The following is a 23,328-nucleotide window of genomic DNA, read 5'->3' as shown; positions in this document are numbered from 1 at the left end:
GTTCCAGAGGATGGGAATATGAGCGTAGGAGAAGGAACTGCATCACTGGATAAGGCGCTGGGCGTGCTCGATCTGATCGGCGCGGCGCCCAATGGCATGAGCAACGCCGAATTACTCGACCAGGCCGGCTTGCCAAAGACCACGCTGTATCGCATCCTCGCGACCCTCGTCGAACGCGGGCTGGTCCGGCGCGATCAGGTGCGGCGGGTTTACCGGCTCGGCTTTCGCTACCTCGAACTTGTGCGCAACGCGTACCTGATGCCGGATCTGGTCGCCGCAGCCAGCGTGGAATTGCGCACGCTGCGCGATCTGACTGGAGAAACGTCGTACCTCGCGGTGCTGGACGGCGGTACGGTGCTGTCGCTCGAACGATGCGACGGCGCGCATTCGCAACGCTCGGCCGCCACGCTCGGACAAAGCAAGCCGCTGCATTGCACGGGTCAGGGCAAGGCAATCCTGTCGCGGCTGCCGAAAGACCAGTGCGAGGCGCTCGTCAAAAGCATCACGCTGGACGCGCTGACGCCGCACACGATCACGGATCGCCGGCGCCTGCAGATAGAACTCGGCATTACGCGCTCACGCGGCTACGCGATCGACGACGAGGAAATCGTGCTCGGCGTGCGCTGCGTAGCCGCGCCAATTGTCGATACCGCGGGCGAGGTGCGCGGTGCATTGAGTGTCGCAGGTCCTGCCTACAGGCTAAGCCTCACAAGGCTCGAACTGCTCGGTCCGGAACTCGCCGACGCCGCACGGCGCGTCGGTTCGCAATTGACCGTGAGCAGGTATCAGTCCGGCGTGGAAGAAGTCGAACCGGTCAGCGACGGTTGGGCGTTTCACGGTGCGTTTCCCGTGTGGTCTGGCATGAGCCGTTGCCTCTACTGGGCCGACGCGCTCGCGCCGGCCGTGCATTGCTTCGACGGCAAACAGGATCGCATCATCGCGCGTCTCGACGCGCCGATCACAGCCATGCTGTTACGCGGCGACACGCTGATTGTCGTTCATGACGGACATTACGTGCGGCTCGAAGCAGACGGCCACGTCACGCGGATAAGCGACGCCTCGGTGTGGACCGACCCTGCGATAAACGCGCTTTGTGTCGATCCTCAGGGTGGCTGTTGGGTCGCCTTGTGCGCCGAAGGCGATACGGAGTGCAGCCTCGGCGTCGTGGATGACGAGGGCCGCGTCAGACCGCATTGGCGCTTTAGCGAGCGGATCGAAGCAATGACCTGGGCTCACGACGGCGTCACGGCCTACGCCGTCGCCCCTGATTCCGGGACCCTGTTCATGCTGCGCAAAGGATCGCCGACCGTGCGTCGGCTGGCTTCGATGCCAAAGGGTTCAGGGCGTCTGTCTGGGATTGCCCTTGACGAAGACGGCGGCCTCTGGACCGCGCTAAAAGATGGCTGGACCCTCGTGCGGTTCGCGGCCGATGGCAGCGTGGACCGGCTTGTCAGTCTGCCGGTGGCGGCGCCGACTGGCCTCGCCTTTGTGCCTGATGCGGACGGTCCAGCGTTGTACGTGACGAGCGACCGGCATCTGCAGTCGCTCGAATCGCTGACGAGTGCCCCATGGTCAGGGCGACTGCTGAAAGTGCGCCCCGGCGCCGCGCCGGCAAGGGTGCAGGCGTGATTCGTTCATCCAGACTCGCCCCTGCGAGCATTGCAAGGCCGCGTGCGCCCGTTGGATCGGCACGGAATCGCCGGTGTATCGCGGCTCCCGCAAACCACGCAAACCAAGTCCGACGACAGCAAAAAGCCCGCCCTTATCCTCCTTCTGCCGAATACCTCATATCGGACGCCCCATCGTACGTGACGTACAGCTCAGTGAGCTTAGGGCCGCCGAACATCACTCCAGTACAGGCGCTGTTCGGGGACGCTCCATAACCAAGCAATGTCGTTCGAGATGTCTGATCACACCCGGAAGACATGTCAACCGGAGACGGGATAGGGAAAAATACACCAGGCAAGCGACCGGTCTGCCGCACGGCTTTTGACGGCTGCTCGTGGATAGCGCTTACGTGCCACGGACGTCCAGTTTTCGGCCATACGAAAAGCCCGGCATGAGACCGACAACCGGCCATACGACTGCAGCGCCGCTGGCTCCTACCGGTTCAGCAGCCGGCGTCACGACCAGATATTGCGCTGAACGACCACTTGCGCAATTTCGCCCGAAGCAATCGCGATCGAGCGCGAACCCACCAGTCAAATCATCCTTTCAACAATTCCACGCGCAGTCAGGTCATTGACTCGTTCGGGTGTAAGCCCGAGCAAACGCCCAGGCACATCGCCCGTATTTTCTCCCAGCATCGGCGCAACAGATGGCGCAGGCGCCGGTGTTTCGGCGAACGACAAGGACACACGCGGCGTCAGCACCCGTCCGACGCCTGGCTGGTCGACTGGCGCAAACATGGGGTTATCGTTGGAGCAGCGCCAGTCCTCTTCGATCAGTTGCTGAAAATCGCGATATACGCCCCATAGCACACCGCTGCCATCGAAGCGTTCACCGATCTCTGCCACGGTGCGTCCAGCAAACCACGGCTCCAGCACCGCCGCAATCGCATGACGCGCCTGGAAGCGCCCGCCTTCGGTGGCCAGATCGACGCCCGTAGCCGCCACCAATGATTGCCGCGTTCACTGCCGCCTCGGTACCTGAGGCATTGAGGGCGGCCTTCTTGACTCAAGTCTGGAGAAGACTACACCTCAATCGTTCGGCCTACGGCAAGGTATCAAGAGGTATCGCATTCGACTGCGCGCCCGGCACCCCGAAAAAGTGTGTTTGACTGCCCAAGGCAAGAACGAGCGCGTCGTACCCGATGCTTCGCGCAGGCAAGATTTCCTCGTTATCGTATTCCGTGTCGAATATGGGGGCAAGACGTAGAAACTGCGACGCGCGCTCCAGTCCGACCATTTCGCCGCGGACAAATTCGAAGTGATGCCAATGAGCTTGTGCTGCATACATCAATCTGATGTGCATGCGCATCGAGACTTCCTGCTGCCACTTCATCCAACAGCGGCTTCCAGACATGAGTCGGGCAGCGGTCAACCAGCGTAATGTGAGTTCGCTTCGATTTCCCGAGCTTGTTGCCAAGACGCGTAGCTAATTCAAGGCTGCCGGCGCCACCGCCCACGATTACGATGCGATGCATCACAAGCTCCTGTACTTAGTTGTAGCCGAGAATTGCGACAGACGAAACGTCAGCGCGGTCGGAAACATTGCTGGCAAGTGCGTTCATTGGAGCCTGCAGCATGACTACGTAAAGCGAAGCCTTCTTACCTGCGCTAACGCACACGGCAGCCTCGGTGCTGCGAGTTACGAGATATGGGGATAAGGCGATTACAGGGGTTTCGAACGAGTTCATTTGCGCACCAGTAGCTTGATGGTTAGGACGATTTGCGTGGCTACCGGCCCACCCGGGAAATTTGACCGAACGACAACAGGCGATGAGCCAACGTTTTCAGAGCCACCACAACCACCTGATTTATCGGCAGGTTTTTCCCGAAAATCACAGTCAGTTGCAAGCCCATGTCGCAACTATAGGAAGTCAAATTAAGAAAAAAAAGACGACACTTTTTGACTCTATAGGAAGATTTTTCTTTCTAGTTATCGTCTTCTTGAGTGCGGCCCAGGAAACGGCGACCTGCCGCGTCAGGAGAGGTTTAAGGCGACCGGGGCGCTTGAACAACCCGTGCGTAGGTGCGGCATCATCGGCGGCTCGCACAAGAACCCTCACGACTTTGAATGGCGGTTTGTTCCTGTGCAGGTTTTCAACTGGAGCGCGGCACGCCCGGAGTGCCGCTTGAGCCCGCGAATGCGACGAGGACGGCGATGAGGTGAGTCTGAATGTGGGCGCAACTCGAGCTGTCTCGAAAGAACAGCGCCATGTCCGTAATATGGCGCTGCCCGGAGTTGCTTCGCCCAAAAAAACAAATACTCCACGCTCCGAAGAACGGGGGTTTGGCCTAGCTTTGTGCGCTCTGTCTGAGACACGGTGCTCGATACCGTTCAACAAATACTACTTGAACGCTGGACTGATAATCGTCGAGATGAGTTGCACAACGGCCAGATGCGTCGCCTCGGGAATCCCGTCGACGTTAGGGTCGACGATATTTGCTACCGAGTTGATTAGACCGACATCCACGCCGCGCCTGAGGAGAGAAGCCTCTAACGCCGGCGTGTGTGCCAGCGATGCCTTGCCCTGGCGAGCCGCGAAGGCGCCCGCGATGGCATAGCAGCCCCAGTTGGAACATGCTGCTGTCACGAGCACGTCGGTTCCGGTCACCGCGCCGATACCCTTGCTGCCATCAGGTCGCTTGTCGCCAAATTTGACGTGCTTCTGAACGGCGTCCATGACGACGCCCATACCAATCTCGTTACCACCATCGCCGACAGCCACCGTCGGGATTTTCCGCACGATAGCCTCATCGAAGAGGAAATCGATGCGAGCCCGTCCCATTCCGTAGTCGATACCACGCATGCTGCAGTAAATGCCGTCGACGTTGCGACCGACGCGCTCCGTAGAGAAGAACAGTGCCGGGTCGTATTTGTCGAGAAGCGATTTCGAAGCGTCTCTTGCCGCCGAGTCCTCGACAGGGAAAGGCTCGACACACACAACGGCCAGGCTGCCATCGTCGCGCGCGATTACGGCCTGTTCATAGGGAAGAACAGTCAGACCTGCCGTCGTCAGAATCGCCGAAGTAGTTTCGATAAGCGTCTCTTCGACGAAGGTGATGCAAAGCGCCTTCTTCGCCAGTGAGAGCGCGCGCACGACTGCCGCAAGTCCGGCTGGACCATCGTTCTCGCCAATGGATGGCGAAATCCACGCGCGTGACACCGAACCGGTGGTCACAAAGACGTTCGCTTTTTCAGGGATGGCTGCGAGCGCATCGGCTGCGGCACCCACGAGGGAGCCGCCTTGTCGCTCCCGGGCAGCCAGATAGAGATGCTCGACGCCGCGTCCGCCCAGGTCCAACGAGATAAGTGCATCCAGCCTATCATCGACGGCACTGAAAATACTTGAAGCCATATTTAACTCCCTACGATAAGGCGCTTGATTGCGTCGGGGTTATCGATAATCTTCGCGACCTTATCGAGAGACTCCATAACCGCCGTCACAACAGCATCGAAGCCCCCGACGCGACCCAGTGCATCGAGCGTCGGTTTGAGACGCAGCGATACGCGTGCACCCGGTTGCCCGTGGGTGTTCACGGTCAATACGCCGTAGTCCTGAAGCAGAACCATGCCGAGCGCCGATGTGGCTTCGCACGGAACGACGACCGGCTTCGAACCTGTCTTGCCCGCGAGCTCCAGGAGCACACGGAGCACCGCGTCTTCGTCGACCATCGGTCCGAGGTCGCTCCGTTGGACAAGCTCCTTGCCCAACTTCGCTTCGAGTACGGTGGCAAGCTGTTGACCCGCGGCAGACTCCTTGCGCAGGTCTTCGGGCTCATATTTCTGAAGCGACCGGAATACAGCGGCTGCTATCGGAGCCCGTGCCTCCATACCAAACTCAGCGCCCTTTGCAGCTGCTGCTGTAACCAGCTCTGGGCGCCCCACAAGGACGCCTGCACGCGGGCCCGACAACCCCGCCTTATCGCAGTTCGTGATGGAGATATCCGCCCCCATCTGAAGACTCAGTTGACCGCCGTGCAACACGGTGCGAAGACGTGCGCCATAAGCTTCGTCCAGAAAGACAGTCGCGCCGAGTGCGTGAGCGTATTCCGTGACCTGGGTCGTGATGTGGTCGTCCAGACGCTCGAGACTGCTCGTGACCGTGGTAATGACCACCAGAGCGGGCGCGTTTTTCTGAATTGCCGTCAGCCACTCCTTGTCGCCCTGCACCTCGACCACGGCGACGCCCGCGATTTTCGAACCGCGGACCACGGAGGCGTGCGAGCGTCCGCCAGGCGGGACCACGGACACGACCGGCTTGCCGCCGGCGAGCGCTGCGATTGTGGCGATGATGCCAGCGCTGGTTCGATTGAACGTAGCAACCGCATCGTCAGTTTTCCCACCCATGTGACCGATTGCGACCTGGCGCAGCGACTCCGCTTCGAGTCCCGGGCCGACCCACTCCTCGCAAAGCGTGGCGATGTCATCAGCCTTAATCGGGAAATCGCGCTGATTGCCAGTGAATACACCTATCGACTCTGCGCCAAGTGTTTTCACCCGTTTCGCCGCGACGGCCTGTCCATGGCGAAGCCGAAGTGCCTCGTCGATGCTGGAGCGAATGATGGAGCCTCTGGCAAAGCCGACGGTTGGGTCGATGGGGTTTCCGAAACTGTCCGTTTTTACGGGACTAACACTTGCAGCTTTTGCTGCATTGCTAACGTCCTTCACGTCATTCATGACTTACACCTGTTAATTCAGTTGGGTGCTGCTGCGAGAGATTTGCCGGTGCCTGTCGTTCATAGCGACACAATGACAATGCTTCGTAATAGTTCGACAAACGAGGTGTGGCCCTGCCAGTTGATGCCGTCCACTGCGACCTCAGCTTTAGACGTCGCACCGTCTCTGGCACCGGCTCTCACTGTTGCCTCAATCAGCTCGTGTTCGAGGGTCTGGCTATGAAGCACGTCGATGTTTCCAGTCTTCGCGGCAAGCGCTGCGGCGATTGCATACGCACCCCAGTTCGAGACCGACGCACTGACAACCACGTCGGTCACCGTCACCGTGACAACGCCGGATTCATGCCCAGCTAGCGATTTGCCTCCCAGCGGGTGCACAGCAGTAATGGCATCGCGAACCGCGCCAAACCCAACTTCATTGCCACCGTCGCCAACGCCAATCGTCAGCACCCCGCGCTTGCGCGCAAAATCGGCGAGCAGGTAAACGTGACCGACATCTTCAGGGTTACGACAATCACCTCGTACCCCGTGGAAGTAACCTTCCTTGTTCGGGCCATCGCGTTCAACGAAGACGACCGCGCTCGGTCGGTACTCTTCCATCAATGTTTGCGCGATACTGCGGCCAGGCTCAAGACCCAGCGGGAAGCACACTGTCGAAATTGCGGCGGGGCCGCCCAATTCGGCATTGATGGTTGCAGCAACCGCCATCACCGGGGCAGCATGTGCATCTTCGGTGACAAGGACTACGCGCACCCCGAAGGCGACTACAAGCGCACGGGCCAGAACCGCGGCGCCAACCGGGCCATCTGTTTCACCTTGCGGCAGATTGGGTGGTGTCCCGGCCCCCGTGGCAATGAAAACGACGTCACCGCGGGACAATGTGTCGGTGAGCTTTCGTGCTGCGAGTGAACTGAGTGGCTCTCCATGGTGAGCGCGGCACACGTTGTACATTGGCACTACGTAGCCTGCTGGAAGACCGCCGTTTAGCGGACGGATTTCTACTGTCATAAGACGGTCAATCCGCTCACCTGTAATCTGGTCGTTAACCGAAGTCATTGTTACGCTCTTCTTAACGGTCGATAGGTTCACGATAGGTCTCCTTCACAAGAAGGACGCAGACCAGTGAAATGATTGCCGCCACCACCACGTACCAGGAGACGGACATCGAGTTGCCACTTCGCGCCACGAGCCACGCGGCAATTAGCGGCGTTGGCGCACTGGAGATAATCCCGGAGAGCTGGTACGCGGTCGACGAGCCGCTGAACCGGTAACGAGTCGGGTACTGCTCAGCGTAAATAACGCCATGCAGCGAGCCGGTGGACGCGTGGCCGATACCGAGGCCAAGAGCAAGTCCGACCGTGATAAGTGCCGGGTTCGCAGTATCGAGAAGCCAGAACAGCGGAAATGCATAGAGTGCGAAGAAAATGGCACCAAACCCGTAGACGACTCGCCGGCCAACCTTGTCGGAAAGCCATCCGAAAACCGGTTGCATGAAGAGGTCGACTGCGGCTGCAACGAGGAGGCCTGTCGATGCAACGCTCCGCGGCAGATGCAATGTTCCGGTGATGTACGTCAGCGCATAAACGGTGATGAGGAAGTAGCCGACATTCGCCACGGTCTGGAAGAACACCATGATGACGGTCTTCTTCTTTTCGTTTTGCCATACTTCAAGCAGCGGGGCGCGCGATACATTGCCGGACTCTTTGACCTTCTCAAAAGCTGGCGGCTCCGACACCTGCAGGCGGATGTACATCCCGACTGCCAGCAGGGCGAGGCTGAAGATGAACGGCAAACGCCATCCCCATGCGAAGAACTGCTGGTCCGGCAACGCAGAAACGAGAGCGAATGCTCCGGTAGACACCAGCAAGCCGGCCGGTACACCCATTTGCATGGTGCTTCCGAAAAGACCTCTGCGACCCTCTGGCGCGTGCTCGACTGACATCAGTGCTGCACCACCCCATTCGCCACCCAAAGCGAAACCCTGGATGACGCGCAGGAGAATCAGAAGCGCTGGGCTCCAGTGACCCGCTGAGTTGTACGAGGGCAGAAAGCCGATGCCGGCGGTGCAAATTCCCATCACAAGCAGGGTGAAGACCAGCATCTTTTTGCGGCCCATCTGGTCACCGAAGTGACCGATGACCATACCTCCGAGCGGGCGCAGCACGAATGCAACGGCGAAGGAGGCCATCGAAGCAAGCGTTGCCAGCTCCGGGGTTAAGTCATTAAAGAAGACTTTCGGAAATACCAGTGCTGCGGCTGTACCGTACAGAAAATAGTCGTACCATTCGACCGTCGTGCCGATGAACGAACTGAATGCTGCTCGCGTCGAAACGCTTCGAGCCTCCTTAGCTTCGTCCGAAGCCGTTGCTGCCAGATTTGCGCTCATGATTAACTCCCAACCTATTGCCCGGTAAAGGTGTGGTGGTAACCCGGTCGGTCGCCGGGCTACCTTATCTGCAGCGGTTACACGTTGATGGTTACGCTCTTTCGCGACGTGTACGCTTCCAGTGCGCCTTCAATGGAATACTCGGCACCGATGCCGCTTTGCTTCGCGCCACCGTACGACATACCCGGAATCTGGCCGCCAGCGCGATTGACCTGCAACCAGCCCGCGTCAATTTTTTCCGTGACGCGCAGCGCCGTGGTCAGGTCATTCGTGAAGACATAAGCAGCAAGGCCGTAGACGGAGTCGTTCGCCCATTGCAACACTTCCTCTTCGTCCTTCCAGGGCAATGCCACCAGAACCGGGCCAAAGACTTCTTCACGGCACACGCGCCAGTTGTTGTCGACGCCGGTGAAAATCACCGGCTCAGGGAAGAAGCCTTTCGCTTCATCGACTGTTGGCGGCAGCGAGCCCGTCAGGACCTTCGCGCCGTTGTTGATGGCTTCTTCGATGAACGCGCGAACTTCCGAGTAGCGCTCAGCGCTGATGATTGCGCCGATGTCGCTCGATTCGTCCAGTGAGTCGCCGATTTTCAGCTCCTTCACCTTGGCGACCACTTGGGTCATCACCTGGTCCCAGACGCTTTCATGGACGTAGAGACGCGAGCCGGCGGTACACGACTGACCTTGGCGGGCGAAGCGCATCGCATTGATGATGCCGGTGACCGTCGAGTCGATATGTTCCGGGGTCGCTGCATCGGGATAGACGATGCACGGGCTCTTGCCACCGAGCTCCAGCGTTGCGTGGCCAATGCGGTCAGCAACCGCGTGACCAACCAGTTTTCCGACTTCCAGCGAGCCGGTAAACGAAACCTTCGCGACATTCGGATGCGCCGCGAGAGGAGCGCCGGCACCGATACCCGTGCCCGTCACGACGTTGAATACGCCCGCGGGGAACAGCCCGGTTGCGAGTTCTGCGATTTTGATAACGGCGAGGGGCGCGTCTTCTGCCGGCTTCAGAACCAGCGTATTGCCAGTGCCAAGCGCCATGCCGATTTTTACGGCCGCCAGGACGACCGGCGAATTCCACGGGATGATGGCGCCGACGACGCCGAGCGGCTCACGCGTCGTGTAGCTGAAGAGACCCGGACCGAGCGGGAGCGTTTCGCCCTTTTGTTCGGCGATGACACCGCCGTAGTAACGCAGAACTTCTGCGGCGCCCAGAACTTCCGGGCGGCTCTGCGTGCGCAGTGCATTGCCGCTTTCGGCAGCGAGAACACGAGCGATTTCTTCAGCGTTGGCGGTGACGCGATTGCCCAGTTCAATCAGAAGTGCGCCGCGTGCACGTGATGCCATACGACGCCATGCAGGGAAAGCAGCGCTCGCTGCGGCAACGGCCGCCTTGACGTCTTCTTCGTCGCTCGCACCGATGGAGACAATCTTCGTGCGGCGCGACGGATTTTCGACATCAAGGGTCTTGCCCTTTGCGGGGGTGCGCCACTCGTTGTTAATCAGCAGGCCGGTAATGCCCGCCTTCGGAACGACGATTTCGGCGGATACGTTGTCGGTCATGGAATTCACGTTATTTCCTTTGGTGTTCAATTGACTTACTGGGCGACGGGCAGGCTAAGGCGCACGCCAAGCAGCTCTTCGTAGATTTCATTCACGCTGGTCGAATCCTTACCGCCGAGACCCTTTGCGCGAGCCGCGTTGTAGGTTTGCAGCACGAGCTGGCCGAGCGGCATCGGAAGATTCGAGAATTCGTCGAGGCACAACTTGATGTCTTTGTGCATCAGGTCAATGGCGAAGTTGGCCGGGCGCTGCTCTGTGAACAGGGTCTTCGGCAGGTAGTCGAGCATCTTGCTGCCAGCGAGGCCAGCGGTCAGGACGTCGCACAGCACGTCGAGTTTCGCGCCTGCCTTGACGCTCGCGGTCAGGACTTCGCCGAGCGCGACGGTGTTGATTGCCGTGAGCAGGTTGTGGCTCAGTTTCGTGAGCTGACCCGCGCCCGTATCTCCGCAATGCACGACGCGGCCGGCCAGAACTTCAAAAATCGAGTTCAGTTTTTCGATTACTTCGGGCGAGCCACCGACCATCAGAACGAGCTTGCCGTTCTCGGCGCCTGCAACCCCACCGCTCACGGGCGAATCGACGAAGCTGACTTTCTTTGCTGCGGCTGCAGCAGCAATCTCTTTGGTCGTCGCCGGGTCGACGGTGCTGAAGTCGACAATGATTGCGCCTTCTGCCGCCGTCTGCAGAACACCGGTTTCGCCAGTCACCGCATCGCGCAGCGTCTTCGGGCTCGGCAGGCTGAGGAGAATGCGTTCCGCATCCTGCGCTGCCTCAGCAGGGCTCTTCGCGGCGATTGCACCCTTCGATGCGAGAGCGTCAACGGCTGCCTGGCTAGGGTCGAACACGCGCACCTGATGACCCGCTGCGACCAGACGGGCTGCCATACGGCCACCCATGCGTCCCACTCCGATAAATGCAACCTTCATTTGAGCTTCCTCCAACTGGAATCTGATTGGTTAAGCCGGGCAAAACGCGCAACACCTAAGTCATTGTCAGACAAGGGTTTTCCCTTGTTTCGACCAGAAATTGCGTGCCGGTGATGTGACTATAGGAAGACAAATTTAGAAAAAAAAGACGACACTTTTTGACCCTATGAGTAAGTTTCGCTTACCATTTGCTCCATATCCTTGTAGGAGTGCGGGATGCTCAACCTCAGCCGCCTTCATCTGTTGCACGAGTTGTCGGTCCTTGGAACGATTTCGGCGGTCGCGGAAGCGGTCCGTCTCACGCGGCCAGCCGTTTCTCAACAGCTCGCCCAACTGGAAGAGGAACTCGAGACGGTTCTAATCGAGCGGTCAGGTCGCGGCGTCCAACTGACGCCTGCCGGACGGCGTCTGGTGGCAAGAGCGACTGGCTTGTTCGAAATGGTCGCGGATATTGAGTCCGAGGTCGCTGCCGCGAATGTGGAAGTCAGTGGCGAGGTGCGAATGTCGGCATTCGGGTCGCTGGCGAGCAGTGTCGTGCCGGTCGCCATCAGCCGACTACTTGAGCAGCACCCTCAGTTGAACGTCATATTTACCGAACTGGAACCATCCGAAGGCCTGAGAGCGGCCGCGGCCAAGCAGACCGACCTCGCCATCGTGGATGACCTCGTGAGCGCCGAAGCACTCGCAAGTGCACTTGAGTTTCATCCTTTATGTGTTGACCACTTTGATGCGGTTGTATCGTCGAAGCACAAGCTTGCTGGACGAAAATCCATTGCGCTATCGGACCTCGCGCACGAACGCTGGGCGTTGAATCAGTCGGCGGCGACCTACCACACGTTCCTTCTGAACGCCTGCTATGCAGGCGGGTTCACCCCGAAAGTGACGACAAGCAGCCGCAACACGGCAGTCACGCTGGAAATGGTCCGGACCGGCTGTGCCGTCGCTGTGTTGCCACGGCTCGCGCTGCGGCTGGCAGAGAAAGACCCCGAATTCTCGGTCATTCCAATTGACCCCGTGTTGAACCGGCGCGTATTCATGGTCTTGCCCCGCGGAACCGCAAAACGACCCGCTATCGCGGCGGTTCTCGATGCACTAACGCTGGCCGCCGAACCATCGGAATGAAGGCTAGGCTGAGGCTGGTCGGCCGCAGCGGCCAGTTGAGCGCGTTCGCTCTCGAACGAAGTCTTTCTGGGGCTTAAAGGCGTTTTCGGATAAGGTCTGCGACAGCGTCAACATCTGTTTCGTTGTTGAAAATGCCGAACGAAATTCTGATGCCATCGCGCTCTGGCGATACGCGGACATTGTTCTCTGAGAAATACGCCAACCAGTCAGGCGAGAGCGCCATCGTGTAAATGTGCGCACGCTCAGTCGCATCCCGTGGCCCGACAAGTCGGATGCGAAGGTCATCGAGATGCTCGATAAGTCTGTCCCCGAGTCTGAGGACGTGCGCCTCAATGTTGTCGACGCCGATGTTCTCGAGCAATCCCAACGTAGCGCCCAGCGCATGAATCCCTGGCAGGTTGAAGTTACCGAGCTCGAATCGACCAGCCCCTGCTCGCAAAGTGACATCATCGGGACGTGCTATGAAATCGGCCGGCGGATTCGCGAGCCCAGCCGTGGCGAGATACACGGGCTCAAGGCTTTCGAGGCTTGAATTGACGTAAAGGAATCCGAGCCCTTGGGGCACCAGCAGTCCTTTGTGGCATCCTGCCGCCAGAATCGAAATCCCCAGGTCTTTGACGTCAAGCGGCAAGACTCCGACCGACTGCATTGCATCGACAACGAGATAAAGAGCCTTCTTTTTGCAAAGCTGGCCAATAGACCGGATGTCGTGTCGCTGCCCGGCGTGAAAGGTCACGTGCGAAAGCGATATCGCTCGCGTTTTGCAGTCGACGTAGGGAGCGAAAGTCTGGGCATTCGCAACCTCTCCAGATAATTTGACGAACCGCACCTCGACGCCTTTACGACGCAAATTCAGCCACGTATAGGCGTTGTTGGGATGGTCGCCTTCAATCAGCAGGACGTTGTCGCCAGCGTTGAAATCAATCGCATTGGCAGCGATGTTGAGGCCTTCCGACGTGTTCTTCGTGTATGCGATTTCGTCAGGAGATGCTCCAATGAATGACGCCAGGCCCCCCCGCACATGCTCAACCCGGGCCAGCCATTTTGGCTTTGGACCCGCCATCTCAAAGCTTTCCGCGAGAAAGTCTTCGATTGCCAACTTCGCGGTCACGCCTAGCGGCGTCTGGTGTGCCGAGTCCAGATAGAGCATTTTGCTGGCCACGGGAAAATCCGCCCTGATTGCCGCGTTATCGAGGAGTCTTGTCATGTGCATTAGTTGCTGCGCGCCCGAACGGGCGCTGCAAAATGGAAGATGGTAGGGGGAAGTGCCGCGCCGCGAGTGTGCTCGTCGGTGGGCGGTCTTTCATTCAGGCGTGTGCCAGCACCTGACCAAGAAACTCGCGCACACGCGGATGGGCTGCGTCGCTGAAGAATTCGTCCGGCGAGGCGTCGACAAGGATGCGGCCGGCGTCTACAAAGATGATTCGGTCGGCGACCCGCCGCGCAAACGACATTTCGTGGGTCACGCAGAGCATCGTCATGCCCTCGGTCGCCAACGCAACCATTGTGTCGAGGACCTCCTTAACCATCTCCGGGTCCAATGCCGAAGTTGGCTCGTCAAAGAGCATAACGCTCGGACTCATGCATAACGCTCTTGCGATGGCCACTCGTTGTTGCTGACCTCCTGACAGTTGCGGAGGATACTTTTCCGCCTGATTTGCAACGCGGACCTTGGTGAGCAACCGTGTCGCAATTTCCCTCGCCTCATCTTTGCCTGCGCCGTTCACTTTCACGGGTGCGAGCATGCAGTTTTGGAGCACCGTGTAGTGCGGAAACAGATTGAAACTCTGGAACACCATGCCTACATGGCGACGTACATCTGCTGGTTTCTGGTATCGCTCGCCAGTTTGTGGATTGCGGACGACGACCTCTCCGCTATCAATGTCCTCCAGCCCGTTGATACAACGGATAAGGGTCGACTTCCCAGACCCTGATGGTCCGCAAATCACCACTTTCTGTCCCACACCTATCTTCAGGTTGACGTCGTTGAGAACAGTGTGCGCGCCGAAGCGCTTGGTTAGCGATACGAGTTCGACGACCGGGATTTCGGTTGCATTCATTTCTGCTCCCTGTAACGGGTGATTGGGTGGAGTCAACTGGCTGCGGTGACACCAACTGGAGCCGGAGTACGTGTTTCGCCCTTTGCCTGGCGACGTGCCCGAAGGTAGTCAGCAAGCTCCGAGACGCCGGAGCAGATTACGAAGTAGACGACAGCCGCGAAGGTGTAAAACTCGACAAGCTTGCCGTCACGCTGGGCAATCTTCGAGGCCGCCCCGACAAAGTCAGTCAGCGACAGGACGTACACGAGAGACGTGTCCTGGAACAGAATGATTGCCTGCGTAACCATGATTGGGATCACCGCCTTGAGTGCCTGTGGAACGATGACGAGTGAATACGCATGCCAGGTAGAAAAGCCCAAAGCTTTCGCTCCCTCATATTGACCTCTCGGCACGGACAGCAGGCCCGAGCGGATGATTTCGCAGAAGTAGGCTGCCTCAAAAAGCGTGTACGTAACGAAGGCCGTCAGTTGCGGACTTACCGAGACCGAGATTCCCGCCGGAGAGAAATGGCGAAGCGCTAGCGGGACAAGAAAGAAGAACCAGAACAGCACCATGATGAGCGGAATTGACCGCATGACCGTCACGTACGCCCAGACGATACGGTCGAGCACCGGGACCCGGATGTGACGAATCACGGCCAGGACAACCCCGATAGCCAGGCCGCCGAGAAACGCGAAGACAGTGAGCTTGAGGGTGAACACCATGCCCTCGCCGAGATACGGGAGCGCGCGCTGGATGGCTCCAAGGTCATACGTAGTCATGCTTGCCTCTATGCCTTGCTGACCGTTGGGACATTCGATTTCATGGAGAACCGCCGCGTCATAATTTCGGCCGCACCATAGATGACAATCGAGAGGGCGAAGTACGTCACTGTGACCACGCTGAACGACTCGAAGGTCCGGAACGTGAACTCATTCATCTGCTGTGCCTGCGCTGTCAGGTCGAGCAGGCCGATTGTCATTGCGACCGATGTGTTTTTGAGCAATGCCAATGCTTCACTTGTAAGTGAGGGCGCCATTGTTCGCAGCGACTGGGGTACCAGGATGCATGCGTACGTGGTAAAGCTAGACAGCCCCAGCGCGTGTGCTGCCTCACGCTGTCCTTTCGGCAATGACTGAATGCCTGCACGAATCTGCTCGGCGACGCGCGCTCCCGTGTACAGGCCGACCGCAATCAATGCAGGTACGAAACTGGCCCACGGTGGAGGTATTTGCTTGATTGCACTTCCCAATGCGGCAGGCAGAATCTCCGGGAAGACGAAGTACCAGAGAAACGCCTGAAGCAGCAGAGGGATATTCCTGAATACTTGAACGTACGCGCGACTTAACGTGCGGAGCACCTTGCTGCGCGACGTCCGACCCGAACCAACCACCACTCCGAGCACCGCCGAGATGACGGCGGCGCCAAGCCACAGCAGCACAGTCCAATAAAGGCCTGAGAGCAACCAGTTGATGTAGTGATTTCCATCGACTGTTGTTTCGAACAGGAGTTGCATGGTTGCCCCCAGTTAATGAACAGTGCCGTTGCCCCGGACAGATTTACGAAGGCAACTTGTCGCTCGGAGCCTTGACGCGCTCCTTCAGGTCATCGCTCATCGGAAAGTTCAGTTTGATGCCGCGGGGCGGAATCTGACCTTCGAACCATTTCGCGTAGATTTTGTTGAATTCACCTGATGCCATCAGCGACTTCAATGTATCGTCGACCGTCTTCTTGAAGCCGGGGTCGTCCTTCGCGAACATCAAACCGTAGACGAGCGAGTTATAGGATTCCGGCAGGAACGTGAAGGTAGCCGGGTCCTTGGAGTCCGCTTTCTTTGCGGCCAGGAGAATGTCGTCTTCGATGAAGGCAGCCGCGCGGCCGCTTTCCAGAACGAGCATTGACTCGCCATGGTCATGTGCCGGGATGAACTTCAGGTCGAGGTTGTTCTTCTCACTGATTTCCTTCGCGAAACCCAAAGCATTTGAGCCTTGGGTGTAGACCACGGTCTTCCCCTTGAGGTCAGCCGCAGACTTGATGCCCGAGTCTGCTTTCACCAGCCAGCGGGTATGGCTGACAAACGTACCGACCGAGAAACCAACCTGCTTTTGGCGGTCGAGGCTGTTCGCCGTACTCGCGCATTCAATGTCGACGTTTCCGTTGTTCACGAGCGCGATGCGATTGGCCGAAGTGACCGGAACATTCGTCACCTTCAACGTCGGCATGGTCTGCTTCAGTTTGTCGACCACTGCGTGGCACAGGTCGACCGAGAACCCGACGTAGTTCTGGTTCTGGTCGAGGTACGAAAACGGCACGGAAGCATCCCGCACTCCCAGCCGTATTTCGCCAGTGCTTTTGATTTTGGCGAGCGTGTCTGCGGCGTTGGCATGCACCGAAAACATCGTACTGCCCGCAACGAGAAGAACCGCTGGAACGAAAAGTCTGAACAGCATTCCGAACTCCTGTGTTGTCGCTTATTCACTGACGCAGCGAGGTCTCCCGGCGCTGGCATTCGTAGGTGGATTTATGCGCACTGAACGACTGGGTGCAGGAAAACTGTAGGTACCCAAAAATAATAAAAAAAGACGACCTTTTCTTTCCAAATAGGAAAGAAAAAGTGTCGTGTGAGTGTGGGGATTTCTGTCTTTCGGAAGCGATTCGCACGCTCACGGTCTCTGCCCCTAGTCCATCGAACACGCACAGAGTCCGCTTGGGCGTCGGCGTCGGCGGCGGAGTCGTACTCGACAGTCATGCCAACGACGAATGCGCAGAGACGTTGTTCAAGGCGAAATTTCTTACCGTCGCCGAGCCGATGGCTTGGGTAAGCTAGCCAGAGATATAGCGGCTAAAGTGCACCCGGCGATGCATCGGCGATACATGGTCCATCCTACGGAGACTTTTGGAAGGCGTCTTTCTCGACTCTCGTAGGCCAAACTCTTCGGCCTGTCGCAGGTGACCGATGCTTGCCAGCCGGCAGACCGCAACGCCAGCACTTACCGGCATCGACAGGTCGCCATCCTAATGGCACCCTCGACGGCGAATCGACCGGATCACAGCCGAAGCCGCCTACCGCCCACCGCCGTCCATTAACGGACGCGCGCGAGGCGAAGGTGCCGATGGAAAATTCGCGCCAAGACTCCTCTGGATAAGGGGGCGGTGGTAGCGGTCGGGCAGCAGCGGCTCGTTACTGCGCCGGCGCCTCCCCGTGGCAGTTCGACCAATAACGGCTGTCCCCGGGGACTCGTTCCCTGCCCGAAAGTCGCGCAGTGACAATGCCTGACGCGTCGCCCTAGCTAAGGGCGAAATTGTCGAGGGCGTTGTGAACTGGCCTTCCGAGCGATTGTGCATAGCCCGACTCTCCGACTTCGTCCATTCGTGGAGCCAGACGCCGGTTATCTTTCCGTCATCCGCGAATCAAGCCCATAAACCTCCTGAGGCGTAATCGCCAGATGTTCTGACAGCGCTGCTGCTGCCGCCTCCGCGTCCCTGCCAAGCACGGTGCGCATGAGCGTCTCATGCCGCTCGACGAAACCGTCAAGTTCCTGTGCGTCGGCGAGGATCACATGACGGTAGCGACTCGCCTGATCGTAGAAGGTGGACTGCAGTTCCATCAGCCGTTGCGAGCGGCAAGCCCCGAGCAAGGCGGTGTGGAAGCTCTTGTGAGCGATTTCAATCGTGCGCCGCGCCTCCGCCGGCGCATCGTAATGGCGCGTCACGGCGAGTGACAGCTTCGCGAAGCTGCCGGCGATCTCCATCTCCCAGTTGGCATTGCCTGCCGCGATCGCTTCACGCAGCGCCTCCGTCTCGACCAACTGACGCATGCGAGTCAGGTCTGAAAGGTCGGCTTGCGACAGGGGCGCGACACGGAAGCCGCGCCGCGTCTCATTGGTCACGAAACCCAGCGAGGTCAGCCGCGCGAGTGCCTCGCGCAATGGCGAAGCACCGATGCCGTACTGCTCCTTCAATTGCTCGATGCGCAGGTTGTGCTCAGGCGGCAGCACGCCGGACACGATGTCTTCGACGAGACGCTCGAGAATTGCCTCGGTCAGCGTTTCCTTGACGAGTATTTCCATGGGTGGGACATGCTTGAGATGGATAGCGTGATCCTGCGCTACGACCTTCTTTTTGTCAATAAAGTCTATTTTATCGATAATAATGGTATTTACCGATGGAAAGGCCGACACACGTCATCCACTATGCGGACCATAGGAGGAGTTCCATGAACACCGAGCATTTACGCTTTATCGACCTGTCGGTCGCGCTGGAGAACGACGTGCCGGCCGATCCGCCAGGCCTGCGTCCACAAATCCACTACACCGATCACCACCGCGGCGCTGAGCAGATCGCCGCGATGTTCCCCGGCCTTTCACCGAACGAACTGCCCGATGGTGAGGGATGGGCGGTCGAAGACCTGATCCTGCACACGCATAGTGGCACCCACATGGATGCGCCGCTGCACTATGCGTCGACCATGAACCGTGGCGAACGCGCGATCGGCATCGACGAACTGCCGCTTGACTGGTGCATGGCACCCGGCGTGAAGCTGGACTTTCGCGCGCGGCCGGATGGACATGTTGTGCGCGCAGATGAAGTCGAGGCGGAATTGGCCCGAATCGGACACGTCCTCAAGCCGCGTGACATCGTGCTGGTCAACACCGCCGCCGCCCGCGCGTACGGCACGCCCGCCTATGTGGACAGCGGCTGCGGAATGGGACGTGCCGCGACCCTTTACCTGCTTGAGCGCGGCGTGCGTGTGGTCGGCACGGACGCGTGGAGCTGGGATGCGCCATTCCGTTATACCCGTGAGGAATACCTCCGGAGCGGCGATCCGTCGATTATCTGGGAGGGCCACAAGGCAGGCAGAGAGATCGGCTACGGCCAACTCGAGAAACTGACCAACCTGGATCTGCTGCCGCCGTTCGGCTTCACGGTCTGCTGTTTCCCCTACAAGATCAAGGGCGCGTCCGCCGGCTTCACGCGTGCAGTCGCCATCATCGACCCGGAGTCCTGCTCGTGAAACTCGCCACCTTCGAGACCCGTGACCATGTTGCGCGCATCGGCGTCGTGTTGCCGGCCCAACAGCGTGTGGTCGGGCTGTCCGATGCGTTTCTCGCGCATCACGGCACAGTCCTGCCGGCCTTCGCCGACATGCTGGCGTTGATGCGCAGCGGCCCGCGCGCGCTTGACGCCGCCTTCGAGTTAATGGCGCGCGCGCACGGCGACGAGCCATTCGTGTACACCTTCGATTCGGTACGGCTTCTTGCGCCCGTCCCGATACCGGAACAGATTCGGGACTTCTCGACCTTTGACCTGCATATGCAACAGGCCGGGGCAGCGATTGCCCGCCTGCGCGCGGATCGACGCGGCGGCGACCAGGTTGCCCTGCCGGAGCCACAAGACATCGTATTGCCACCGGTGTATTACGAACAGCCGATCTACTACAAGGCCAACCGCCTCAACGTGATCGGTCATGAGCACGACGTGCGCTGGCCGCGGCGCGCCAGGCTGCTGGACTATGAAGCAGAACTGGGGGTGTATATCGGGCGCACCGGACGGGATATCGATAGCCGCAACGCGCGCCAGCACATATTCGGTTTTACGATCTTCAACGATTTTTCGGCACGCGATCTTCAGGAACACGAGATGGAAGGACCGTTCGGCCCGGCAAAAGGTAAGGACTTCGATACCGGCAATGCGATGGGCCCATGGATCGTGACTGCCGATGAAATTGAGGATCCCTATGATCTGACCGTCACAGTGCGCGTGAATGGCGAGCAGTGGTCGCATGGATCGACAAAAGACATGCGTTATAGCTTCGAACGAATGATCGAACACGTGTCTGCGGACGAAACTTTGCATGTTGGCGAATTCCTCGGATCGGGCACGGTCGGCAGCGGCAGTGGTCTCGAGCTGAACCGGTGGATCAAGGACGGCGACATGATCGAGATCGAAGTCGAAAAAATCGGCGTGTTACGCAACCGGGTCGTTGCGCATCCGGACGAACATTAAGGAAGCGGATCATGAACAATCGTTGGATTGCACTCGCGGTGCTTTGCCTTGGCGTCTTTCAGTTCACCCTCAACTGGTTCTGCGTCGTTCCGGCTTTTCCGGCGATCGCGCACGAATACGGACTATCGATTCCGCAGGTCGCGGCGCTCGTTGCAGCGTTTGTCGGGGGGTACGGTATTTGCCATCTGCCGGCGGGTTGGCTGTCCGCCCGATTCGGCATGCGCTGCGCGCTGCTCATCGGCATTGCGCTCGAAGCTTGCGCATCGCTCAGTGGCGCGCTGGTGTCGTCGTATCCGGCGATGCTGGTCACCCGACTGATCGCAGGTGCCGGTGGGGCCTGCTGTCTTGGTGCGGTGGTGGGACTCGTCAGCGCCTGGTTCCGCGACCGCGAATTGTCGTTCGCGATGGGACTGACAACTGGCGTCGCCTTCGCGCTCGGTGCGGCGACGGGACTGTTCCTGTGGTCAATGGTTGTGACAGCCGTTGGCTGGCATACCGCTATTGTCATCGCTGGGTTCATCGGATTTGGGGTACTGCTACTCGCCTGGATCGCACCGATCGTTCCGCGCGCGGCTGCGGCGACGCTCGACGGCGGTCACCTTGATACACGTGCCGTTCGCCGCGTGCTGTGCAATGGGGCGCTCTGGTGGTGGGGACTGAGTATCGTCGGCTCGTACGGCTCGTTCTTTACCCTTGCGCAGTTCCTGCCGATCTACGCGGAGCGCGTCCTGCGCTTCTCACCGACCGAAGGCGGACGCCTTAGTGCATTGCTGTTGCTGAGCGGCATTCCGGCTGCGATGTTGGGCGGCTGGTTGTCGGACCGCTTCGGCCGGATCAAGCTGCTTATCTGCGGCGCGTTCGTCGTGAGTGGAATCGTGACCGTGATGCTGCCTCGTCTCGACGGGGGATCGTTGCATCTTGCTGCCGCAGCGATCGGGTTGATCACTATGATCGGACTCACACCGTGGTTCAGCGTGCCTGCGATGTATCCCGACCGTATCCCGCTGCATGACGTGCCCGCGGCCTCCGGTCTGATGCTCTCGCTTGCGGCGGTTGGAGGCTTTGCGGTGCCGCTTGGATTCGGCCGAATTGTTGCCAGCTACGGGTTTGACGCGGGGCTGCCTTACCTCGGCATCGTATCGATTGCCTTTACCGCCTTCGGACTGATTGCGCCGACACCGTCGCGGCGCCGCGGCATCGTGGGCCATATTCAGACGGACGCTGCCTGACAGAAGCGAATCCGGCGCAACGAAACCCAACCTGGCGACTGGTGAAGCAGTCTTTCGTCATCCTGCTTCGTTGATATTTATTATTTCGGATATCTAATTATATAAATGGAGGAGAACATGCATATTCCAGGAGGAAAAAATGCTTACCCACTGTGGATTGCCTGCGCCATGCTCGGCAGTCCATGCCTTGCACAAACCAGCGTCAGCCTGTACGGGCAAATCGACGTTTTTGCCGGAGCGACAAAGTCCATTGGCGGTCGAACGGCGTGGCAGGAATCAAGCGGCGGCTTATCCACGTCCTATTTCGGCATGAAAGGCGCTGAGGATCTCGGTGCGGACACGAAGGCCATTTTCGCGCTGGAAGGCTTCTTCCAGCCGCAAAACGGGCAGATCGGCCGCTTCCCGAATGATGTCTTCTTCTCACGAAACGCGTATGTCGGCATTGAATCGCCATATGGCACATTCACCGCGGGTCGCCAAAGTACTAACCTCTTCATCTCGACGATCCTGTTCAACCCCTTTGTCGATTCATTTACGTTTTCGCCTGTGGTGCTGCAAACCTATCTGGGTCTCGGCGGCCAGAGCGTAATCGGCGATACAGGCTGGAACAATGCGGTCCAGTACAGCACCCCGCGGTTTGGCGGGCTCTCCGGCGCGGCAATGTATTCGTTTGGCAATTCGGCTGGAGCTGCAGGGCAACGTAAATGGAGTGCCCAATTCTTCTACTTTCATGGACCGTTCGCAGCAACGGGCGTCTACCAGTACGAAAACTACAGCTTCGCGGCCGGCGACATCAGCACTGCGCTTGCCGGCGTGCCGGGCCTGAGCAGCCAGAGTACAAGCGAGCTCGCCGCAACTTATGACTTCAGGCTGGTCAAGCTATACGCGCAATATCTGCGCACCAATGACAGGACGAACAACGGCACAGTCATCGTCAACAGGGGACAGGCCGGTTTTTCGATTCCGCTTGGTGTCGGCTCGATTCTCGGTTCGTATGCCTACTCGAAGAGCAACGGCCCGGTCGACGGCGTGGTGCGCAAGACGTGGGCGGTCGGCTATGACTATCCGCTTTCAAAGCGTACCGACGTGTACGCCGCCTATCTGTCCGATCACCTGACCGGGAAATCGACCGGCGATACGCTGGGCGTTGGCATACGGACGAAGTTCTGATGCGCGCCAGGCCGAGCAGAGGTTGCGGATGCAGATCTGTAGTGTCGAGTTACTTGACACTAGATCGATAACACGCGCCCTACCCTGGGGCGATTTTTCTGGAGAGAATGAATGGCATACGAAGGATGCCGGAAACCTTGAGGGTCGAAGTCGAAGTCGAGGTCGAGGACAGCATTGCGTGCGTCGCGCTCAATCGTCCGGAAAAGCGCAACGCTATGAGTCCGACGCTCAACGCGGAAACGATCGAAGTGCTGGATGCGATCGAACTCGATCGCGAAGCGGCCGTGCTAGCCCTGGCCGACGAAGGCGACGCACGGACCGGCGGTATGGGCTTGAAGGATTATTTCCGCGAGGTCGACGCCGGTCCAGAGGTGCTGCAGGAAAAGATCCGGCGTGACGCATGCCGGCGGCAGTGGCAGCTTTTGTGCATGTACGCGAAGCCGACCCATTGCGATAGTCAATGGCTGGTGCTTTGGCGGTGGCTTCTCGCCACTGATCGCCCGCGGCCTCGCGATCACGACGCGTCAGACGATCCCTA

At 59.0% G+C, this 23,328-nt stretch carries 19 protein-coding genes and 3 pseudogenes; 8 read left to right on the top strand and 14 right to left on the bottom strand.

Annotated elements, in window-relative coordinates; all coding sequences use genetic code 11:
• The first annotated feature begins 18 nt into the window (after positions 1-18).
• A complete protein-coding gene (locus tag DSC91_RS35135) occupies positions 19-1,629 on the top strand; it encodes an IclR family transcriptional regulator domain-containing protein (protein ID WP_115783056.1) in 1,611 nt (536 codons plus the stop codon).
• 572 nt (positions 1,630-2,201) lie between these two features.
• Here DSC91_RS35135 and DSC91_RS35125 read toward each other — a convergent pair.
• From DSC91_RS35125 to DSC91_RS35085, 8 genes and pseudogenes are all read right to left on the bottom strand, one after another.
• A complete protein-coding gene (locus DSC91_RS35125; protein ID WP_229758127.1) occupies positions 2,202-2,615 on the bottom strand; it encodes a CoA transferase in 414 nt (137 codons plus the stop codon).
• Positions 2,616-2,718: 103 nt separating this feature from the next.
• Positions 2,719-3,145: pseudogene (locus DSC91_RS35120) on the bottom strand (NAD(P)/FAD-dependent oxidoreductase); the annotation flags it as partial.
• Positions 3,146-4,012: 867 nt separating this feature from the next.
• Complete coding sequence (locus DSC91_RS35110) at positions 4,013-5,023, bottom strand: glutamate cyclase domain-containing protein (RefSeq protein WP_115783052.1); 1,011 nt, start codon at positions 5,021-5,023, stop codon at positions 4,013-4,015.
• A 2-nt stretch (positions 5,024-5,025) separates the two neighbouring features.
• Positions 5,026-6,345 carry a PLP-dependent aminotransferase family protein gene (locus DSC91_RS35105; protein WP_115783051.1) on the bottom strand — a complete coding sequence of 440 codons (1,320 nt, stop codon included), beginning with the start codon at positions 6,343-6,345 and terminating at the stop codon, positions 5,026-5,028.
• A 59-nt stretch (positions 6,346-6,404) separates the two neighbouring features.
• The gene (locus DSC91_RS35100; RefSeq protein ID WP_115783050.1) at positions 6,405-7,433 is read right to left on the bottom strand and encodes a glutamate cyclase domain-containing protein; all 1,029 of its coding nucleotides are present in this window, start codon (positions 7,431-7,433) and stop codon (positions 6,405-6,407) included.
• Positions 7,414-8,730 carry an MFS transporter gene (locus tag DSC91_RS35095; protein ID WP_115783049.1) on the bottom strand — a complete coding sequence of 439 codons (1,317 nt, stop codon included), beginning with the start codon at positions 8,728-8,730 and terminating at the stop codon, positions 7,414-7,416. The genes DSC91_RS35100 and DSC91_RS35095 overlap by 20 nt, the downstream gene beginning before the upstream one ends.
• Before the next feature lie 77 nt (positions 8,731-8,807).
• Entirely contained in the window at positions 8,808-10,298 is a 1,491-nt protein-coding gene (locus DSC91_RS35090) for an aldehyde dehydrogenase family protein (RefSeq protein ID WP_115783048.1), read from the bottom strand.
• A 35-nt stretch (positions 10,299-10,333) separates the two neighbouring features.
• Entirely contained in the window at positions 10,334-11,224 is an 891-nt protein-coding gene (locus DSC91_RS35085; protein WP_115783047.1) for an NAD(P)-dependent oxidoreductase, read from the bottom strand.
• Positions 11,225-11,440: 216 nt separating this feature from the next.
• On the opposite strand from DSC91_RS35085, the gene DSC91_RS35080 reads away from it, so the two are divergent.
• A complete protein-coding gene (locus tag DSC91_RS35080) occupies positions 11,441-12,346 on the top strand; it encodes a LysR family transcriptional regulator (protein ID WP_115783046.1) in 906 nt (301 codons plus the stop codon).
• Positions 12,347-12,419: 73 nt separating this feature from the next.
• On the opposite strand, the gene DSC91_RS35075 is transcribed toward DSC91_RS35080, so the two are convergent.
• The 5 genes from DSC91_RS35075 to DSC91_RS35055 form a co-directional block, all read right to left on the bottom strand.
• Positions 12,420-13,553 carry an aminotransferase class V-fold PLP-dependent enzyme gene (locus DSC91_RS35075; RefSeq protein WP_115783045.1) on the bottom strand — a complete coding sequence of 378 codons (1,134 nt, stop codon included), beginning with the start codon at positions 13,551-13,553 and terminating at the stop codon, positions 12,420-12,422.
• Between the two features lie 100 nt (positions 13,554-13,653).
• Positions 13,654-14,406 (bottom strand): amino acid ABC transporter ATP-binding protein, encoded by a 753-nt coding sequence (locus DSC91_RS35070; protein ID WP_115783044.1) that lies wholly within the window; start codon positions 14,404-14,406, stop codon positions 13,654-13,656.
• A 32-nt stretch (positions 14,407-14,438) separates the two neighbouring features.
• Positions 14,439-15,167, bottom strand: coding sequence for an amino acid ABC transporter permease (locus DSC91_RS35065; protein WP_115783043.1), 729 nt, complete (start codon positions 15,165-15,167; stop codon positions 14,439-14,441).
• Positions 15,168-15,175: 8 nt separating this feature from the next.
• Positions 15,176-15,901 carry an amino acid ABC transporter permease gene (locus DSC91_RS35060; RefSeq protein ID WP_115783042.1) on the bottom strand — a complete coding sequence of 242 codons (726 nt, stop codon included), beginning with the start codon at positions 15,899-15,901 and terminating at the stop codon, positions 15,176-15,178.
• A gap of 43 nt (positions 15,902-15,944) precedes the next feature.
• Complete coding sequence (locus DSC91_RS35055) at positions 15,945-16,835, bottom strand: amino acid ABC transporter substrate-binding protein (protein WP_115783041.1); 891 nt, start codon at positions 16,833-16,835, stop codon at positions 15,945-15,947.
• Positions 16,836-17,011: 176 nt separating this feature from the next.
• Between DSC91_RS35055 and DSC91_RS38430 the strand changes: the two are divergent.
• Positions 17,012-17,194, top strand: a pseudogene (locus tag DSC91_RS38430) (aminodeoxychorismate synthase component I); the annotation flags it as partial.
• A gap of 580 nt (positions 17,195-17,774) precedes the next feature.
• On the opposite strand, the gene DSC91_RS35050 reads toward DSC91_RS38430, so the two are convergent.
• Complete coding sequence (locus tag DSC91_RS35050; RefSeq protein WP_162831512.1) at positions 17,775-18,566, bottom strand: GntR family transcriptional regulator; 792 nt, start codon at positions 18,564-18,566, stop codon at positions 17,775-17,777.
• A 35-nt stretch (positions 18,567-18,601) separates the two neighbouring features.
• Between DSC91_RS35050 and DSC91_RS35045 the strand changes: the two genes are divergently transcribed.
• The 5 genes and pseudogenes from DSC91_RS35045 to DSC91_RS35025 all read left to right on the top strand — a co-directional run.
• Positions 18,602-19,399, top strand: coding sequence for a cyclase family protein (locus DSC91_RS35045; protein ID WP_115783039.1), 798 nt, complete (start codon positions 18,602-18,604; stop codon positions 19,397-19,399).
• Positions 19,396-20,391, top strand: coding sequence for a fumarylacetoacetate hydrolase family protein (locus DSC91_RS35040; RefSeq protein ID WP_115783038.1), 996 nt, complete (start codon positions 19,396-19,398; stop codon positions 20,389-20,391). Before DSC91_RS35045 ends, DSC91_RS35040 begins: the two co-directional genes overlap by 4 nt.
• An 11-nt stretch (positions 20,392-20,402) precedes the next feature.
• Positions 20,403-21,620 carry an MFS transporter gene (locus DSC91_RS35035; RefSeq protein ID WP_115783037.1) on the top strand — a complete coding sequence of 406 codons (1,218 nt, stop codon included), beginning with the start codon at positions 20,403-20,405 and terminating at the stop codon, positions 21,618-21,620.
• 117 nt (positions 21,621-21,737) lie between these two features.
• The gene (locus DSC91_RS35030; protein ID WP_115783036.1) at positions 21,738-22,790 is read left to right on the top strand and encodes a porin; all 1,053 of its coding nucleotides are present in this window, start codon (positions 21,738-21,740) and stop codon (positions 22,788-22,790) included.
• 125 nt (positions 22,791-22,915) lie between these two features.
• A pseudogene (locus DSC91_RS35025) lies at positions 22,916-23,324 on the top strand (enoyl-CoA hydratase-related protein); the annotation flags it as partial.
• Positions 23,325-23,328: the final 4 nt, after the last annotated feature.

This window comes from Paraburkholderia caffeinilytica (assembly GCF_003368325.1).
Lineage (GTDB): Bacteria > Pseudomonadota > Gammaproteobacteria > Burkholderiales > Burkholderiaceae > Paraburkholderia > Paraburkholderia caffeinilytica.
The sequence above is the reverse complement of the archived record's forward strand: the minus strand, read 5'-3'. Positions and strand labels throughout refer to the sequence as shown.

Coding starts and splice junctions, on each gene's coding strand:
- DSC91_RS35135 (WP_115783056.1), top strand. CDS start 19: ATGAGCGTAGGAGAAGGAACTGCATCACTGGATAAGGCGCTGGGCGTG.
- DSC91_RS35110 (WP_115783052.1), bottom strand. CDS start 5,023: ATGGCTTCAAGTATTTTCAGTGCCGTCGATGATAGGCTGGATGCACTT.
- DSC91_RS35105 (WP_115783051.1), bottom strand. CDS start 6,345: ATGAATGACGTGAAGGACGTTAGCAATGCAGCAAAAGCTGCAAGTGTT.
- DSC91_RS35095 (WP_115783049.1), bottom strand. CDS start 8,730: ATGAGCGCAAATCTGGCAGCAACGGCTTCGGACGAAGCTAAGGAGGCT.
- DSC91_RS35090 (WP_115783048.1), bottom strand. CDS start 10,298: ATGACCGACAACGTATCCGCCGAAATCGTCGTTCCGAAGGCGGGCATT.
- DSC91_RS35085 (WP_115783047.1), bottom strand. CDS start 11,224: ATGAAGGTTGCATTTATCGGAGTGGGACGCATGGGTGGCCGTATGGCA.
- DSC91_RS35080 (WP_115783046.1), top strand. CDS start 11,441: ATGCTCAACCTCAGCCGCCTTCATCTGTTGCACGAGTTGTCGGTCCTT.
- DSC91_RS35075 (WP_115783045.1), bottom strand. CDS start 13,553: ATGACAAGACTCCTCGATAACGCGGCAATCAGGGCGGATTTTCCCGTG.
- DSC91_RS35070 (WP_115783044.1), bottom strand. CDS start 14,406: ATGAATGCAACCGAAATCCCGGTCGTCGAACTCGTATCGCTAACCAAG.
- DSC91_RS35065 (WP_115783043.1), bottom strand. CDS start 15,167: ATGACTACGTATGACCTTGGAGCCATCCAGCGCGCGCTCCCGTATCTC.
- DSC91_RS35060 (WP_115783042.1), bottom strand. CDS start 15,901: ATGCAACTCCTGTTCGAAACAACAGTCGATGGAAATCACTACATCAAC.
- DSC91_RS35055 (WP_115783041.1), bottom strand. CDS start 16,835: ATGCTGTTCAGACTTTTCGTTCCAGCGGTTCTTCTCGTTGCGGGCAGT.
- DSC91_RS35045 (WP_115783039.1), top strand. CDS start 18,602: ATGAACACCGAGCATTTACGCTTTATCGACCTGTCGGTCGCGCTGGAG.
- DSC91_RS35035 (WP_115783037.1), top strand. CDS start 20,403: ATGAACAATCGTTGGATTGCACTCGCGGTGCTTTGCCTTGGCGTCTTT.
- DSC91_RS35030 (WP_115783036.1), top strand. CDS start 21,738: ATGCATATTCCAGGAGGAAAAAATGCTTACCCACTGTGGATTGCCTGC.